Source organism: Thalassospira lucentensis, from assembly GCF_032921865.1.
GTDB lineage: Bacteria > Pseudomonadota > Alphaproteobacteria > Rhodospirillales > Thalassospiraceae > Thalassospira > Thalassospira lucentensis_A.
In genome coordinates, this window is the sequence record NZ_CP136684.1 from 997,394 (window position 1) to 1,014,415 (window position 17,022).

The window sequence follows — 17,022 nt, forward strand, 5'->3', positions numbered from 1 at the left end:
TGCCCCCAACCTGTCCACCACCGACGGACCGCAAATCACTGCCGCCACTGCTGCCATTTCTGCCCCTTCCGGCAAATCCGGGGTCGCTTCCCGACAAGACGCACCTCTCCCGTCATGACAAACAAGCGTAATAAAAGCGTGTTAGAATCGGCGCGGAATGCCGCCGTAATGGCTCCGCCATCCGCCGACGCATATCCTGCGGACTGCCCCGCCACCCTGCCTCAATCCTTGCCGCTGCATCCTGATCACCTCTTTGATCCGGCCCCAAACGCAAAAACCCGCGAGGCTCAGGGCCTTGCGGGTTTCGGTCCGGGTGCATTTCTCCCGTTGACTTTATCTTTATGCCACAACAAAAAGAACAAATCAAGAACTTTTTGAAAAAACTTTGCATGCCTTCAAAAGCCGCCGCCCTTCAGGGACCGCCTTTTATTTTGGCCTGGCCGCGATCCTGACTTGACCCGCCCCGCCAAAGCCCCAAACTTAGATTAAGGTCTGAAATCTGTTCATAGGACCACGCTGGCGTCACATGTCCCGGACACGGGGCGATTGCAGGGGCCTGAAATCGATATGTCGATCATACCACCCAATCCCCGACTGGAACGGCATCTGCGCTTGGCGCGGATGATCATGTCGTGGGAACGGGTGTGGCCGCGGCTGATCCCGCCTTTGACAATCGTGATGCTGATCGCCGGGCTGACCCTGACCGGCACCTTTGAAATACTGCCCGCGACCGGGCATATCATGTTGCTTTCGATCCTGTCGGTTGCCGGTCTTGTCGCCATCATCCTGCCGTGGCGCCATTTCACATGGCCCAATCGCCGTGCTGTCCTGCAAAGGATCGAACAGGAAAATGGCCTTGAAAACAATCCGCTGCAAAGCCTTGAAGACCATATCGATGATGGTGACGACCCGCTAACCAGTTACCTGTGGCAAAAGCAGTTGCAACGCCACGAGGCTATGCTTGATAACCTGCATTTGCCCCGCCCCCTGCCCTCGCTGGCGCGCATTGACCGCTATGGGCTGGTGGTTTTGCCGGTACTGCTCCTCGCCGTCGGGCTGTTTGTCGCCCATGACCGGATGGGGGAACGTTTCTATAAGGCGTTCAGCCCGCTGCAACGGCTGGGTGCTGCCGATTTCAGCACCACATTATGGGTCACCCCGCCTGCCTATACCGGACAGATCCCGCGAGTCCTCCGTTTTGCCGATGGCACCGACCAGCCGCAGCTGCAACCGGCGGATACAAACGCCGGAAATCCCAATGTTATCGATGTGGATGTCCCCGTCGGATCAACACTGGCCGGCAGCATCGGAAGTGTCTGGCAACCGACACTGCATACCCCCACCGGCGAACGCGAGATATCGGAAAGCAGCGACAACAGCTATGTCATTTCGACCGCCCTTGATCAGGCCGGGCCGTGGCGCATTTCGGTCTGGGGCAATGACCGGCTGACACTGAATGTCAATCTGGTGGCCGATAAACCGCCCGCCCTTTCATTCGTCAGCCCGCCCTCGGTGACGCGCCGCGATCATATCCGTCTCGATTATGTCGCGACCGATGATTACGGCATGAACAACCTTGATCTGATCATCACCCCCGCGACCGATGGCATTGGCGCCGAACAGTTCGGGTCGATCGACAATATCCGTATCGATATGTCCGGTCGCGATGGTCAGGGGGGTGCTGTATCCATGCCGACCCGGATCGAAGGCCCCCGTTTCCTTGATCTTGTTTCCCATCCCTGGGCAGGGCTTCCGGTCAATCTTCAACTGGTATCGCAGGACAATTCCGGGCAGCGCGGCGAAAGCGACATGCGATCCATCGTGTTGCCGGAACGCGAATTCACCCATCCGGTTGCCAAAAAGCTGATCACGATCCGGCGTGGCTTGCTGCGCTATCCCGACAAGGCGCTTGAAATGCGCAATGCTCTTTTGCCCGTGCTGTATGCCCCGCAGGCATTTAACGGTCATATCGGTATTTTCCTGGCCCTGTCGGTCACCGAAGCCCGTCTTTCGGCCCATCTGCGCGACCGCGACGTCCATCAGGAAGTCGCCGGATTGCTGTGGCACATTGCCGAAGAAATCGAACGTGGCAGCTATGGCATGGCCGAACGCAATCTGATGGAGGCCGAGGAACGGCTGCTCGAAGCACTCGCCGATCCGAACGTCACCGAGGCCGAAATCGCCGAGCTGATCGAAAACTATCGCCGGGCCCTTAACGAATATATGGCCGCCCTCGCCCGCGAGGCACCGCAAAACCAGCAAAGCCAGCAACAGGCGCCCGCCGCCATCCTTGAACAGCAGGACCTCTCGCGCATTGTCGATCAGATAGACGCCCTGATGCGGGCCGGTGCCCGTGATCAGGCACGCGCCCTGATTGATCGCCTGCGTGAACTGGTTGAAAACATGCAGGTCACATCGGGCGACGGCGGGACCGATATCACATCGACCCTTCGCGAAATGCTCGATGGCATCCGTGATCTTGCCCGTCGGCAGCAGGAACTGATGAACCAGGGCGACAACCCATCCACCAATTCCGGCGGCAATGGCAACCGTGCCGAGGAACAGCAAAACCTTGCCGGTGATGCCCAGAACCTGACCAATAATTCCGGCTTTGGCCAGTTTGGCAATCTCAGCGGCATTGAAACTGCCATCGAGGCGATGCAGCGCGCCGCAGAAGCCCTTGGCCGCAACCGCGCCCACGAAGCCCTGCAACAGCAGGGACAGGCCATGGAGGCCCTTCAGCGCGGCATTGGCGAACTGAGCCGTGCCCTTGAAGGACTTAGCCAGATGATGCCGATGCTTGATGAACTGCGCGGGTCGGGCAACCGTGATCCGCTTGGCCGGCCTGTCGGCGGGGATGGCACAACCGTCATCCCCGAAGTCGACACGCTTGAACGGGCGTGGCGTATCTTGCAGGAACTGCGCCGCCGATCCGGCGACCCGGACCGCCCGGTGATCGAACAGGAATATATCGACCGGCTGCTTAAACGGTTCTAGGGCGTCCTACCGGACCCTTTGCGAACGACCACAAAAAAAAGGGCAGCGATCCGTCGCTGCCCTTTGTCATTTTCAGATCAAACCGATCAGGGTTCGACCGCCTCGCGCGGGTCAAGGAAGGTGACCTGCAGGCGGGTTGCGGTCGGGTTCGGACGGCGGATCTTGGTTTCCACCGTCATGGTTTCGCCAACCGGCAGCATCTGGGCTTCCATTGGCATTTCCGCACTGCCCTGAACCGCACTTTCGTCATAGATCAGCGGCACTTTTTTGCGCTGAACCACACGATCCAGCGGATCAAGAAGCTCGATCAGCAGATAGGGAAGAACCCGGTCAACCTCGCTGATATTGACGATCTCGGCGCGCACGACAAGAACATCGACACCGTCTTCTTCTTCGCGAGTCGGCGGCAATTCACGAATATCAAGACCTTCGCCAACATGCGGGACGTCAAGCCCGACCATGTCATAGACCTTGGCAATCGGCGGCCACAGATTGATCAGGATATCTTTGGCAAAATATCCGCCCGCGCCAATCCCGCCAAGGATCAGGAAGAACAGGATCCAGCCAACCACACCCTTTTTCGATTTCGCAGGCGGCTTCGGATTGTTGCGAATCAGCTGCTGCGGGATGGGGGGCGGATCGGGGATTTTATCGGCTTCTTCGAAACCGGGATCAACCTGACCTGGCATCTGGTCGGCATTGAAGTCGGCACCAAGTGCGCCGTCCTGATCGAAAGGTGGCGGCAGCTTGTTTTCCTGCGCTGGCGACGGGGTTTTCGTTCCCGGCGGGTCCTGATGCCAGCTATTGCCGCAATTTTTGCAGCGCACGGTTCTGCCCTTTGGGCCGATCGCCTCTGTTTTCACAGAGTATTTTTTTGAACAATCTGGGCAAGTAATGATCATTGCAAACCTGGCATCTCGATGTCAGCGGCATGAAACCCGGGGCACGGCCATAACCTGAGTGATTTCCGGCGACCCCCCGAATTCGCCGGTGTAGGGCAGAACCTACACTATATGTAAATAGCGGCGATTTAACAGACTGTTAAGCACAGATAACTGAAGCTGCCCGAATTTGGTTGGCACAGCATTGCATATATGGTGCTTCGATGACATCCGAAGAACTGTTTAAGTCGTCATATTTTAGGCCAATCTGCAATGATACCCACTTTGGGGTCTGCCAGATCGGACTTTTGCAATTGTTCAACCGGCCCCCGCATTATCATGTTATGTCGGGTCTGATACGTCGTGCTGCGATATGGAGCGCAAGTTTTGACTGAAGTCGTAAGTTTCAGGAATGTGGGTGTCCGCTATGAATCCGGGCCGGAGATTCTGCGCGATCTGAACTTCACCCTGCATCGTGGCAGCTTCCATTTCCTGACCGGGGCTTCGGGTGCAGGCAAATCGACATTGATGCGCCTGCTTTATCTTGCCCTGCGCCAGACCCGCGGCGAGATCAACATTTTCGGCCGCGACAATATCCGTATTCCGCGCGATGAACTGCCCGCGATCCGCCGCAGGATCGGCGTGGTGTTTCAGGATTTCCGCCTGATCAATCACCTGACGACTTTTGAAAATGTCGCCCTGCCGCTGCGCGTCGCCGGGGTTGAGGATTTGCAGATCCGCAAGAACGTGACCGAACTTCTGGAATGGGTCGGCCTTGGTGATCAGATCAACGCGGTACCATCCCGGCTTTCGGGCGGACAGCAGCAACGCGTTGCCATCGCGCGCGCCGTTATCGGACGCCCGGCCCTGCTTCTGGCTGACGAGCCCACCGGTAACGTTGATGACCGCATCGCCATGCGGCTGTTATATCTTTTTGAAGAACTGAACAAACTTGGCACCACGGTGCTCATCGCCACCCATAACCGGCAACTGGTGCGTCGTTTTGGCCATAATCAATGGCTGCTCGAAGCTGGCACCCTGCACGACATCACGCATAGCGCGTAACCGGACCAACCGACGGCAACTGGCTCAGACAGGACCCAAAATCGATCATGGCTTTTCGTTCGCAACCGTCACATCTGCCACTTGATAGCGACTCATCGACGCGCTTTTTGCCAAGCATCGTCGCATTGATGGTGGCCCTGCTGACGTTTTCGATTGTTGGCCTTGCCGCCCTGCATGACAGTGTCGGCAAATGGTCCGGCCAGATCGAAGGCAGCCTTTCGATACAGGTTCCCCCGACCGGCATGGCGGATCGCGACCCCGAAGAACGCGAAGAAGCCCTGCAGGCAACGGTTGACGATATTATCGAACAGCTCGCCGACATGCCGGGCATTTCCCGGATCGAGGAACTCAGCCCCGAAACCATGTCCGCCCTTCTGGAACCTTGGCTTGGCCCGGACGAGGTCGTCAGCGAATTACCCATCCCGCGCATTATCGAAATCACGCCGGAAACCGGTTTTAATTTCGATGCCCTTGAACGCAGGTTGGGCGAAATCGCGCCCGAGGCGGTTCTGGACGACCATCGCATCTGGATTGAACGGATTGCCGATGTTGCCTTTTCGGTCGAACTGGCGCTGATTACACTGATTATCGTTCTGTTCGGGGCAACGATGCTGTCGGTCGTATTTGCCACCCGATCAGGTCTTTCCATTCATCGCACAATCATCGAATTGCTGCACCTGATCGGGGCGCAGGATTCGTATATCGCGGGCCAGTTTGCCCGTCATAACCTGCGGCTGGCGTTTTTTGGTGCCCTGATCGGCCTTCTGATCGCCCTGCCGGTTTCGGGGGTAATCGCGTGGCTTGGCATGCGGGCGGGCTGGCCGATCCCGACACTGGTTTTCAGCCCGCTTTTCATTGCGATCATCATTGCCATTCCGTTCGTGGTCGCTGGTGTCGCCCAGATGACGGCCAAAAGAACTGTACTGCGTGTCTTGCGCAGAATGTTGTAACCTGCCTCACTCCTCCGTATAGTCGGCCTGCAGCGTCGTGATCATTTCCCGTTTCGGATCATGACCTTGTCCCCAAAAGGAGAGCCTTGTCGCATGCCAGCGTCCCGTCAGGCCCAATCATATGAGTAAGCCACCCCTTTCCGTTCAGCACCGGCGACGCTTCCGCCGGTTCCGTTTTTTGCTGTCGACCCTGATCCTGCTGGGGCTGGTCTGGGCGGGTGGTTTTGTCTGGTATGTCGATATCATCCCGACCGAGGTCAATGAACCTGACCGCACGACCGATGCCATCGTCGTTCTGACCGGCGGCAGTGAACGCCTGTCAGAAGGCCGTCGCCTTCTGACCCGCCATCTTGCCAAAAAGCTGTTCATTTCCGGCGTTTATCGCGGGGTCGAAGTGGACGAACTTCTGTCCGCTGGCAAAGCCGACCCCCGGCTGATTTCATGCTGTGTGGTTCTGGGCCATGTCGCGGAAAACACGCGGGGCAATGCGCTTGAAACGGCGGTCTGGGTCTATGAAGAAGGCTATAAAAGCCTGCGCATCGTCACAGCCAATTATCACATGCCGCGATCGCTTCTGGAATTTCGCAGCCTGATGCCCGATGTCGATATCATCGCCCATCCGGTTTTCCCCGAGAATGTCAAGGTCGATAGCTGGTGGCGCTGGCCGGGAAGCGCCAGCCTGATTGCCAGTGAATATAACAAGTTCCTGTTTGCCAGCCTGCGGAACTATCTTCTCGGATTTCTTCCGGACGGGGACCGTGCTGGCCTGCATGGACCGAGCACGCCATCAACGCCGCCAAAGCAGGATTATTCGGCGTCCAATCGCCTGTCCCAGAAATCAGGCTGAAGATACGGCGTTTCACTCGTGTCTCATAACTGTTACAAACCCTTTGACGAAGTGTTTGAAGGATCTGTCTGCATGAGAGCCCTGCGCGCGTTTTTGTTTAACGTGTTGTTTTTCGCCGGTACCGCAGCATTGTGCATTGTGCTCATTCCGGTGATGCCGTTTGGCCGCAAAATCAATCAGTGGGTTGGCCATACATGGTGTCGCCTGACACAGGGAATGCTGGCGACGTCGGTTGGCATGTACAGGCGTATTCGCGGCCTTGAAAACCTGCCGAAAGGCCCGTGTATTCTGGTTGCCAAGCATCAGTCTGCGTGGGAAACCCTGACCTTTCACACGGTCGTGCCTGACCCGGCCTATATCCTTAAAAAGGAACTGACCCGCATCCCGTTGATGGGGCAGTTTCTGCTGCTGTCCGGGCAGATCGCGGTCGACAGATCGGCTGGATCATCGGCCCTGAAAGACATGATCAAGGGTGCCGAACGTGCCCTTGCCGATGGCAGACAGATCGTGATTTTCCCCGAAGGTACGCGCACGCCCCCCGGGTCGGATCGCCCCTATCACCCGGGCATTTACGCGCTTTACAAGGCTTTCCCGAATGTCCCGGTCATTCCGGTCGCGATTAATTCCGGCATGTTCTGGGGACGGCACAGCTTCATGAAATATGGTGGCGAGGTCACCATGGAATTCCTGCCCGCGATGGAACCTGATCTGGATCGCAAAACCTTTATGAAGACGATCAAGGGCAGGATTGATGACCGCACCCGTGAACTCGAACGCGAAGCACAAACCGAATTCAACCTGCCGACCCTGACATCCCGTGACGTCGAGATCGAGGAAGCCCGCGAAAAGGCCGAAGCCGAACAGCAGGAAGCCAAAACCGCAATTCCGATGAAATCCATCGACAAGGAAAAAACGCCTTCCTGATCAGACGGATCGTTCGAACACCAAAAAGGCCGGAGTTTCATCCGGCCTTTTTCAATTCCATCCATTCAACTATCGGCTGCTATGCCTTTCGGCGTGTTGCCTGCCAGATACCAAAGGCAATCAATGCGATCCCGCCCAGATGGTAAAGATGCAATTCCTCGCCCAGGAAGATGATGGCAAGAACACTGGCGAAAACCGGCATCAGATACAGGAACACGCCTGCATTTGCCGGGCCGACAACCGCAACGCCCTTGTTCCAGAACAGATATCCCAAAAAGGCTGGTCCCGCCCCGATATAGAAAATCTTCAGCATATCGGGCCATGCCGGATCAAGATGGGTAAAGAACGGCTCATTGCCCACGGTTACCGACCAGATGTAAAGCGGCGTCAAGAACACCAACCCGATCAGGGCCGAAACGAATACGAGGCTTAGCGGATGCACCCCCTTGGGCGCGCGTTTCAAAAGCATTGAATAGGCCGCCCAGACCATTGCCGAAATCATGGCAAACAGGTCACCCGAGACAAAATTCATCTCGGCAAATACCGAAAAATCACCTTTGGCAATAATCACCGCCGTACCGACACCGGCAATCAGCACACCGACCCACTGGCCAAGCTTGGGTTTATCGGCAGTCAGGAAAGCTGCGAACAACAGAACCCAGACCGGGGTGGTCGCATTCAGAAGCCCGGTATTGACCGCGGTCGTGTTGTAGGCAGCCAGATAAATGACAATCGAAAACATGAAAACACCGGTTGTTCCGATCAGGAACATCGACATTTTATGATCCGCCATCAGCCTCAGATCGCGTTTAAGGTGCGGAATACAAACCGGAAACAGCAATACGGCAGCCACAACCCAACGCCAGAAAGCCAGCGCCTCAAGCGGCACCGTGGCATTCACCCCGCGGGCAACCACGTGGTTTGATCCCCACATCATCGCGCAGGCAACCAGCATCAGATAGGCTGCCATCATCGGTGCGTTTCCGCCTTTTGACATCGTGGTGGCATTCGACATCAGATACCGGCTCCCATATTGATTTCACCGTATTCGCGGCGCACCAGATCCATCAGATCGTGCAATGGCGGGTCGACAATTCCCATCTGGTCCAGATGACAGACCGTATTTTCAAGATATTCAAGGTTCGGGCCGATATTGCCGTGTGCCGCGACAATGATTTCAACCGCTGTTCTTACCGGCAGGTTGCCCGCGAACTGTTCATGCGTTGGATCGGCGACATAGGTGTGCGCAATGACCTTCCGTCCATCGGCAAGCTCGACCTCGACATCGGCGGGAATATAGGTGTTGGTCACCAGTTCGCGTTCATCCAGATATGCCTTGACCAGCGGCCAGTTGTCCGGCGCGATCCGGAATGCATTGCCCACACATTCCCCGCCAACATTCAGCCCCAGAACCAGCCCCGGGTTTTCCGGTGTGCCGCGATAATGATGGGAATATATGCAAAAGGACCGGTGATAGCCGCGCAGCGTCGCGCGTGCCCGTTCTTCAAATTCGAAGCCCGGCCGCCATAGCAGCGATCCATATCCAAATACCCATCTTTCCTGGGGCTCAGTCAAAATTTCCTCCGGTCATGCTGGTATTTTATGTCCGGTTCTGAACCTAGCGTTTCACCATCACCAATGCCACCCCGAGTGCGGCAATTGCAAATCCGGCAAAACCGAGCAGGCCCAGATGTTCATCAAAAAGCAGCCAGGCAAAGAAGGCAGCCGTGGGCGGGACAAGGTAAAACATGCTTGCAACCCGGGTTGCCTCGCCCTGCTTGATCAAAACCATCAGAAGCATGATCGCCCCGATTGACAGCACCAGAACCAGCCACGCCATCGCAAGAATGAAGTTCATGCTCCATTCGATCACCAATGGTTCCTTGATCAGGGCCACCAGCCCGACAAAAGCCGCCGCAGCGATATACTGGATAACCGTACCGCTCATCAGGTCCATGCCCGTGCAGAACCGCTTCTGATAAAGCGTCCCGGCCGTCATGCCAAACAGCGCCATGATGGCAAGCCCGATGCCAAAGGCCGTAATACCGATCCCGTCACCAATTTTGGGCAGCAGGACCAAAGCCACGCCAATCAGGCCAAGAACAAGCCCGGCCCACTGACGCCCGCTGACACGTTCACCCAGAAGGGCACCAACAACCGATGCCGTCACAACCGGCTGCAACCCGACAATCAGGGCCGCCAAACCCGACGGAAGCCCCGTATCAATCGCCCAGAAAACGCCGCCCAGATAAATCCCGTGAACTAGAACCCCGGTGGTACTGATATGGGCAACCTGTCGCCAGCTTTTGGGCCATTTGGCGCCCAGCAGCGAAATCACCGGCACCATCAGAACGATGACAATGGCGAAACGGGCAAACAGAAAGGTAAAGGGTTCGGCATAGGGAAGACCGAACTTTGCGCCAACAAAGCCCGTGCTCCATAGGAACACAAACACAAACGGCATGATCCGTGCAAAAGCCGGATGATCGGTGGCAGGCATGACGTTCCCCTTTAACCGGCGGAAGATGCAGTTTGGGGCCCATCTTTCCGCCCGACAACGGCCTGCCATTTGCAAACCGTGAAAATTGCTTATTTATCGGACTTGCTTTTACCCTTGGCGTCGCTTTGGCGGTCTTCACCCTCGGCCGAGAAATTGGTGAAGTACTGCCCGGCATCGACAATACCACGGCGAATTTCGCGTGTACGGGTGAACAGGTCGAACAATTTTTCGCCCTCGCCCCAGCGGATCGCACGTTGCAACGCCATCAAATCTTCCTGAAAACGGCCAAGAACTTCAAGAACAGCTTCGCGGTTATTCAAAAACACGTCGCGCCACATCGTCGGGTCGGATGCGGCAATACGGGTGAAATCACGGAAACCCGATGCGGAAAACTTGATGACTTCCTGACGCAGTGCATCTTCAAGATCGGTTGCCGTCCCGACGATGGTATAGGCAATCAGGTGCGGCAAATGCGACGTGATGCCCAGAATGCGATCGTGATGATCGGCATCCATGCATTCGACCTTCATGCCACATGCTTCCCAAAGGGCCTGCACGCGTGTGGTCGCACTTTCCTTTTCCCCCGGAACCGGGGTCAGAATGCACCAGCGGCCTTCAAACAGTTCGGGAAAACCGGAATCCGGTCCGGAATGTTCGGTCCCGGCCAACGGGTGGCCCGGCACGAACGAAACACCTTCGTCAAGATGCGGGGCGATATCGCGAATGACCGCCTGTTTGACCGACCCGACGTCGGAAACAATCGCACCCTTTTTAAGTTTTCCGGCAAGCTGGGCGCCAATGGCTTCATTGGCACCCACCGGGGCACAGATCATCACCAGATCGGCATCCTTAACCGCTTCCTTGATGTCGCAATAGGCTTCATCGGCAATACCAAGTTCAAGCACCCGGTCACGGGTAGCTTCAGAACGCACGGCACAGGTGATTTTTTTCGCCAGACCATCGCGCAGAATGCGACGCGCCAGGGACGAGCCAATCAGCCCCATGCCGATAAAAGCAACGGTATCAAAAAGCGGTTCGGATGCGGTGTTGGTCATTTTACCTGTTCACAAAGTCTTTGATCGCCTTGAGGCAGATTTCCATTTCTTCCTTCGTACCGATCGAAATACGAAGCATCTGCGGCAGGCCATAGGCACCAATTTTGCGCGGGATAACGCCCTGTGCCATCATGAAATCATTGGCAGCATCGGCGTTCTTGCCTTCTTCCTTGGGGAATTCGGCCAGCACAAAGTTGCCATAGCTCGGATGGGCGATCAGCCCGTCAATCGCGTTCACCTGATCGCGGAACCACGCCAGTGTTTCGGCATTGTGACGCACGCAGGCATTGACGAATTCATCATCATCCAGTGCCGCAAGACCGGCTTCCTGTGTCGGAAGGGCCACGTTAAACGGATTACGCAGGCGTTGCAGAACATCGGCAATATCAACCGGTGCATAGCACCAGCCAAGACGAATGCCGCCAAGACCATAAATCTTGGAAAATGTACGGGTCATGACGGTATTTTTACCGGCTCGCACCAGTTCTTCACCCGCAGAATAATCTTCCTGACCAGTCATGAATTCGGCATACGCCGCATCAACGACCAGAACGATATCTTCGCGCAGGCCATCACGCAGGCGTTTCATTTCCGCATCATTGATGTAGGTGCCCGTCGGATTGTTCGGGTTAGCGACAAAAACGATTTTGGTTTTTTCAGTCACAGCGGCCAGCAACGCATCAACGCTGGTGGTCATGTTGGTTTCGGCTGCGGTCACCGGAACCGCACCAACACCCTTGGCTGCAATCGGATACATCAGGAAGCCATGCTGCGAATACAGCACTTCATCCCCCGGACCGGCATAGGCACGGATCAGAAGGGTGATCAGCTCATCCGAACCGGCACCGCAGACAATCTGATCGGCTTCAAGATTGTATTTTTCAGCCAGCTTGTTGCGCAGTGCCTCGCAACCACCATCGGGATAGCGATGCAACTTTTCAGCCGACTTGCGGAGCGCCTCGATGGCCTTGGGGCTCGGGCCAAGCGCGCCTTCGTTCGATGAAAGCTTGATCACGCGGGTTGCACCATCGGTGCGCGACTTGCCGCCAACATAAGGCGCAATATCAAGAATGCCGGGACGTGGGGTGGGCGCAGACATTTCCTAGTTTCTCCCAGTGGGCAGGGCCGGTGACAATCAACCGGCCGGTATCAATCAACTCAGCGCGTCTTCGGGAATCGGCACGCCATAGGCACCAACAACACTGAGATCTTCGGGATCAAGCCCCTGATCGGTCAGTGCGCGCTGAAACACTTCGGCGCGATTACAAAAGAATCCCGGCACATCAACAAGAACAAAACGTCGATCACCGGTTTCATCTGCAGAAAAGCCAAGGATTGCCGATCCATCGATGCCATTCGCAATTTTTTTGCGCGCCGTATCCATCGAAATCTCGTTTGGCAGGCTGACGATAAACAGCGTGCGATCATCCCCGCTTTCTTCAAGCTCGATCGCCGCAAGGACAAATCCCTCGGTCTGTTCACCACGTCCGACCGGACGCCCGCCAAATGGCAGCTTCGATACAATGCGCACCGGGCTGTCATCGGACAGCAAAGTCCACCACGGCTGTGCTTCGCCAAGTTCCGGTTTCGGGAACACGCCGACCGCCGCACGACCTTCTTCAAGGGCGTAAAATGCCTCGCGCGGTGTATCGAATTCGACAATTTCGTTCAGGCAGCCAAAGTTAAGGCGCGCAAGTTCCCAACAATCAACACCATCGGCATTGCGGCAAAGTGCAACCGTATACGGCGCTTCAAGACGCGTTCCGGCCGCAATCATTTCGCGCCAGATCTGGATCAGGGCCGTTTTCGGAAAGGCACCATTGTGACGGTCAACCAGCGTGCGCATGATGCGGGCTTCACGTGCCGGACGATAAGGTACCTTGACCTTGCCACCCGCGGCAATCACCCGGTCCTTATAGGCCCCGACAGCCTGAACCACCTTTGTGCGCCGGATGATCAGGGATTGCAGTGCCTGATCGATATCATCGATTTCCGCCCTGAGCCCGTTCAGGTCAAGATTTGCTAAATTTTCGTCGCTTTGCGCCATGATCCGCTCTTTTCTCAAACGGCGCCCAGTATTAGGACAGGGCAGCCGAAAAGCAAAGAAAAGATTGACTAAATCCCGGTCTATTCCTAGCTAGAACAGGCTTGTTTCCTTCGATAGCAAGGAACAGCCAACCTTGCCTGCAAGAAAAACAACCTAATCAAAGGGAAACGGACATTCATGTCGACCGCCGCCAGTACGGATCAGCGCAGCAAACTTCCCGGCCATCACATGGTCCTTGGGGAAACGGAAAAGCTGCGCCTTGATAGCGGCATCGAATTTGGGCCGTTCACCATTGCCTATCAGACATATGGCGAACTTAACGCCGACAAGACCAATGCAATTCTGGTCTGCCACGCATTGACGGGTGATCAGTATGTCGCCGACGAAGTCCACCCGATCACCGGCAAGGAAGGCTGGTGGCGTGAAATCGTCGGGCCGGGCAAAATCATCGATACCGACAAATATTTCGTCATCTGTTCGAACGTGATTGGCGGCTGCCTGGGCAGCACCGGGCCCAAGGAAATCAACCCGGCCACCGGCAAACCCTGGGGTCTTGATTTCCCGGTGATCACGATTGCCGACATGGTGCGTGCGCAGACCATGCTGATTGATGCATTGGGCATCGATACCCTGTTTGCGGTTATTGGCGGTTCGATGGGCGGCATGCAGGTTCTTGAATGGTGCAAAAGCTATTCCCATCGCGTTTTCGCCGCCGCCCCGATTGCAACCAGCTTCCGCCATTCGGCGCAAAATATCGCGTTTCACGAAGTCGGGCGTCAGGCGGTCATGGCCGATCCGGACTGGTGCGGGGGCAATTACCTGCTGGAGGGCAAAAAGCCGTCCCGCGGGCTTGCTGTGGCGCGCATGACCGCGCACATCACCTATCTGTCGCAACCGGCCCTGCATCGCAAATTCGGCCGCAAGCTTCAGAACCGCGGGGCGATCACCTATAGCTTCGATCACGATTTCCAGATCGAAAGTTACCTGCGCCATCAGGGCAAAAGCTTCGTCGACCGGTTTGATGCCAACAGCTACCTTTATATCACGCGGGCGATGGATTATTTCGATCTGTCCGCGGATGCAGAAGGTCGCCTTGGGGAGGCGTTTGTTGGCTGCAAAACCCGTTTCTGCGTCATCTCGTTTTCCAGCGACTGGTGCTTTACCACTGCCGAAAGCCGCCAGCTTGCCCACGCATTGAATGCATCATCGTGCAATGTCAGTTGCGTCGAAATCGAAAGCGACAAGGGGCATGATGCCTTCCTGCTCGACGAGCCGGATTTCCATATGGTGTTAAGCGGCTTTATCGAAGGCGCTGCTGAAATCCGGGGATTGAAATAGGTTATGAGTCATTCTTTACCAAACGCGACCGGCGTTATTCCGAATGATCGCATTCGTGTCGACCTGCAGCTTATTGCCGATATGGTCGAACCCGGCACGCGTGTACTTGATATCGGGTGCGGCGATGGTGAATTGCTGAGCTATCTGACGCGCAGCAAAAATGTCGATGGCCGTGGGCTTGAGCTTTCCAACGAGGGGGTGCGCAACTGCGTAGCACAGGGTCTTCCGGTGATGCAGGGTGATGCGGATCGCGATCTTGGCGATTATCCCGACGGGGCGTTTGATTACGCCATTCTCAGCCAGACTTTGCAGGCGACCAACCGCCCGAAACAGGTTCTGACCGAACTGCTGCGCATCGGCCAGAAAGCCATCGTTTCCTTTCCGAATTTCGGGCACTGGCGCGCACGGTTTGATTTGATGTTCCGCGGGCGCATGCCGCAAAACCCGAACCTGCCGATCATGTGGTACGAAACCCCGAACATCCATTTTTGCACCGTCCGGGATTTCGTCACCCTTTGTGATGAGTGCGGCTTTAAAATCGAACGATCGATGGTGCTTAATGAAAGCGGATCGAAAGTCAGTCTCGACAGTCATTCCCGGCTTGCCAATTTCTTTGGTAATCAGGCGCTTTTCATGCTGAGCAAATAGCACCTGCCGGTATCCGGATTTTAAAAGGCCGCAGCAAATCTGCGGCCTTTGTTATTTTTGCCATCACATTTTGCACCTGTTCCCGTCAGATGACGAGCATGATCACGTGATGGGGACGTTATGGCAGTTTCATCGATCTACCAATTCACACGCAAAGCAGTCCTGATTATTGGCATCGGGCTTTTGGCCGCCTGTTCGCAAAAAGCCGAAACCCTGAAAATCACGGTCACCCAGTTTGGCAGCGCGGCCGAGGATGCCTTTGATGCCTATGGCACGGCACAGACCGCGCAATTTGCACCGACACCAAAATCGCAAAACGCCCGGCAATCCGAATTCATCACGAATATGGAAGCCTTCACCGGCAAGGTGACGCCATCCAATCTGCCCACCCTGCTTGATCCGGATGCGGTTAAAATAGATCCGAATGTTGCGCAAGAATGGCAAAAGACACTGGCCGACCTGCGCAGCCAGTATCGGCAATTTGTCGCAATTTTCGATCAGATCGAAGGCGGATCGGCCCTTGGGGCATCGGCGGTCACGGATTCCGGTCCGATCCTTGAAAAACTGCGCAGTCAGCTTGACGCCATCACCAGCGATCTGGCCAAAGACCCGCCGCAATATCTGGTACGTCGCGGCACATTGATCGCCGAACTGAACAAAATCCGCTCCGAACCAAATGATGATGACGACGCCAAATCATTGCGTCTGCAAATCTGGTGGCAGGACTGGCAGGCTCTGATGGCCGAGGAAAAGCTGCTTCAGACCCATACGCTACGCAGCTTCATGACGGCATCCTCTCTTGGCGCGCATCTGCAAAATCAGATCGACAGTTACGCCCAACTGGACGTCACCGCCCTGATTGGTGCGGCAGAACAGGGCATTGCACTGGCCGGAGAAGTTCGCAACCTGCCACCGACGGAACTTATTGCGCAGGGCAGCAACCTGCTTGAAACCGCCACCGGTAGTGCAACCGCGATACCAGCACAATAGGGAGTATCACCATGAGCAATCTTGATGAACTGATAAGGGCCGCCAAAGCCAGCTTCATTGAAATCGACGCGGCCTACCAGTCGTCAGATATCAACGAAAAACTTGTGATGGCCGAAACACGCAATAAAGCTGCTGATCAGCTTATAACACTTCAAGCAAAGCGGCTGATCCAGAATGCATCGGCAATTACCGATGCGGATATAGCCGAAATGAAGAACCTTAAAGACCGGATCGATGATGCCGCGCAAATCCAGACAGCCCTTCTTCAGTTTGTCGGATTGCTGGCAAAATTTGTCGGTTAATCCGTTTTCCAGCGATCAGCATCGGCATCGTCCGATGCCTTTGCCGTGACCCAATGATCACCTTGGGCGGTTTCTTCGCGTTTCCAGAACGGGGCCCGGGTTTTAAGAAAATCCATGATGAAGTCGCAGGCCTCGAACGCAGCGCGTCGATGGGCCGACAGGGTTATCACCAGAACGATCCGTTCACCGGGCAACATACGCCCAAACCGGTGCACGATCCGCACATCATCAAGCGGCCAGCGATTGGCGGCTTCGTCTGCGATCTTTTCAAGTTCGCGTTCGGTCATTCCGGGATAATGATCAAGTGTCAGGGCGGAAACGCTGTCCCCGCCGTGGATATCACGCACCAGCCCGACGAAACTGACCGCTGCCCCGATATCGGTACGACCTTCGGTCAGGGCTGCCAGTTCGGCACCCGGATCAAAATCCTGTTCCTGAACAGATATACGTGTCATGCGCGACCTGATCCTTCCGATAG

Annotated in this window: 17 protein-coding genes; 9 read left to right on the top strand and 8 right to left on the bottom strand. The window is 55.9% G+C overall.

The annotated features are described in order from the left end of the window. Positions 1-567 precede the first annotated feature (567 nt). Complete coding sequence (locus tag R1T41_RS05255; RefSeq protein ID WP_317340432.1) at positions 568-2,997, top strand: DUF4175 domain-containing protein; 2,430 nt, start codon at positions 568-570, stop codon at positions 2,995-2,997. An 86-nt stretch (positions 2,998-3,083) separates the two neighbouring features. Here the strand turns inward: R1T41_RS05255 and R1T41_RS05260 are convergent, their stop codons facing one another. Beyond that, positions 3,084-3,899 (bottom strand): DUF3426 domain-containing protein, encoded by an 816-nt coding sequence (locus tag R1T41_RS05260; protein WP_317340434.1) that lies wholly within the window; start codon positions 3,897-3,899, stop codon positions 3,084-3,086. A gap of 366 nt (positions 3,900-4,265) precedes the next feature. Here R1T41_RS05260 and ftsE point away from each other — a divergent pair, with 366 nt between their 5' ends. The 4 genes from ftsE (at position 4,266) to R1T41_RS05280 (ending at position 7,664) form a co-directional block, all read left to right on the top strand. Next, positions 4,266-4,943 carry a cell division ATP-binding protein FtsE gene (gene ftsE / locus R1T41_RS05265; RefSeq protein WP_082824648.1) on the top strand — a complete coding sequence of 226 codons (678 nt, stop codon included), beginning with the start codon at positions 4,266-4,268 and terminating at the stop codon, positions 4,941-4,943. Between the two features lie 47 nt (positions 4,944-4,990). After that, positions 4,991-5,893: a cell division protein FtsX gene (locus R1T41_RS05270; protein ID WP_247794653.1), complete on the top strand. Its 903-nt coding sequence runs from the start codon at positions 4,991-4,993 to the stop codon at positions 5,891-5,893. A 121-nt stretch (positions 5,894-6,014) separates the two neighbouring features. After that, the gene (locus tag R1T41_RS05275; protein ID WP_062961281.1) at positions 6,015-6,740 is read left to right on the top strand and encodes a YdcF family protein; all 726 of its coding nucleotides are present in this window, start codon (positions 6,015-6,017) and stop codon (positions 6,738-6,740) included. Positions 6,741-6,812: 72 nt separating this feature from the next. After that, on the top strand, positions 6,813-7,664 hold the full coding sequence (locus R1T41_RS05280; protein WP_114109530.1) for a lysophospholipid acyltransferase family protein: 852 nt from the start codon (positions 6,813-6,815) through the stop codon (positions 7,662-7,664). Between the two features lie 79 nt (positions 7,665-7,743). On the opposite strand, the gene R1T41_RS05285 is transcribed toward R1T41_RS05280, so the two are convergent. The 6 genes from R1T41_RS05285 to R1T41_RS05310 all read right to left on the bottom strand — a co-directional run bounded on the left by R1T41_RS05285 (position 7,744) and on the right by R1T41_RS05310 (position 13,266). Next, positions 7,744-8,679, bottom strand: a complete 936-nt coding sequence (locus R1T41_RS05285) for a DMT family transporter (protein ID WP_114109529.1) — start codon at positions 8,677-8,679, stop codon at positions 7,744-7,746. Then, a complete protein-coding gene (locus R1T41_RS05290; RefSeq protein WP_062961284.1) occupies positions 8,679-9,239 on the bottom strand; it encodes a gamma-glutamylcyclotransferase in 561 nt (186 codons plus the stop codon). The genes R1T41_RS05285 and R1T41_RS05290 overlap by 1 nt, the downstream gene beginning before the upstream one ends. Positions 9,240-9,282: 43 nt before the next feature. After that, a complete protein-coding gene (locus tag R1T41_RS05295) occupies positions 9,283-10,164 on the bottom strand; it encodes a DMT family transporter (protein ID WP_062961285.1) in 882 nt (293 codons plus the stop codon). Positions 10,165-10,253: 89 nt separating this feature from the next. Beyond that, positions 10,254-11,219 (bottom strand): prephenate/arogenate dehydrogenase family protein, encoded by a 966-nt coding sequence (locus R1T41_RS05300; RefSeq protein WP_317340439.1) that lies wholly within the window; start codon positions 11,217-11,219, stop codon positions 10,254-10,256. A gap of 1 nt (position 11,220) precedes the next feature. Next, positions 11,221-12,318, bottom strand: coding sequence for a histidinol-phosphate transaminase (gene hisC / locus R1T41_RS05305; protein ID WP_317340441.1), 1,098 nt, complete (start codon positions 12,316-12,318; stop codon positions 11,221-11,223). A gap of 54 nt (positions 12,319-12,372) precedes the next feature. Beyond that, complete coding sequence (locus R1T41_RS05310) at positions 12,373-13,266, bottom strand: chorismate mutase (RefSeq protein WP_317340443.1); 894 nt, start codon at positions 13,264-13,266, stop codon at positions 12,373-12,375. Between the two features lie 177 nt (positions 13,267-13,443). Here R1T41_RS05310 and R1T41_RS05315 point away from each other — a divergent pair, with 177 nt between their 5' ends. The 4 genes from R1T41_RS05315 (at position 13,444) to R1T41_RS05330 (ending at position 16,544) form a co-directional block, all read left to right on the top strand. After that, positions 13,444-14,604: a homoserine O-acetyltransferase MetX gene (locus R1T41_RS05315; protein WP_062961289.1), complete on the top strand. Its 1,161-nt coding sequence runs from the start codon at positions 13,444-13,446 to the stop codon at positions 14,602-14,604. A 3-nt stretch (positions 14,605-14,607) separates the two neighbouring features. Continuing rightward, the gene (metW, locus tag R1T41_RS05320) at positions 14,608-15,252 is read left to right on the top strand and encodes a methionine biosynthesis protein MetW (RefSeq protein WP_317340445.1); all 645 of its coding nucleotides are present in this window, start codon (positions 14,608-14,610) and stop codon (positions 15,250-15,252) included. Between the two features lie 120 nt (positions 15,253-15,372). After that, positions 15,373-16,242 carry a hypothetical protein gene (locus R1T41_RS05325; RefSeq protein ID WP_317340447.1) on the top strand — a complete coding sequence of 290 codons (870 nt, stop codon included), beginning with the start codon at positions 15,373-15,375 and terminating at the stop codon, positions 16,240-16,242. A gap of 11 nt (positions 16,243-16,253) precedes the next feature. Further along, on the top strand, positions 16,254-16,544 hold the full coding sequence (locus tag R1T41_RS05330; protein WP_317340448.1) for a hypothetical protein: 291 nt from the start codon (positions 16,254-16,256) through the stop codon (positions 16,542-16,544). Here the strand turns inward: R1T41_RS05330 and moaE are convergent. Continuing rightward, complete coding sequence (gene moaE / locus R1T41_RS05335; protein WP_317340450.1) at positions 16,541-16,999, bottom strand: molybdopterin synthase catalytic subunit MoaE; 459 nt, start codon at positions 16,997-16,999, stop codon at positions 16,541-16,543. The genes R1T41_RS05330 and moaE overlap by 4 nt on opposite strands. Positions 17,000-17,022: the final 23 nt, after the last annotated feature.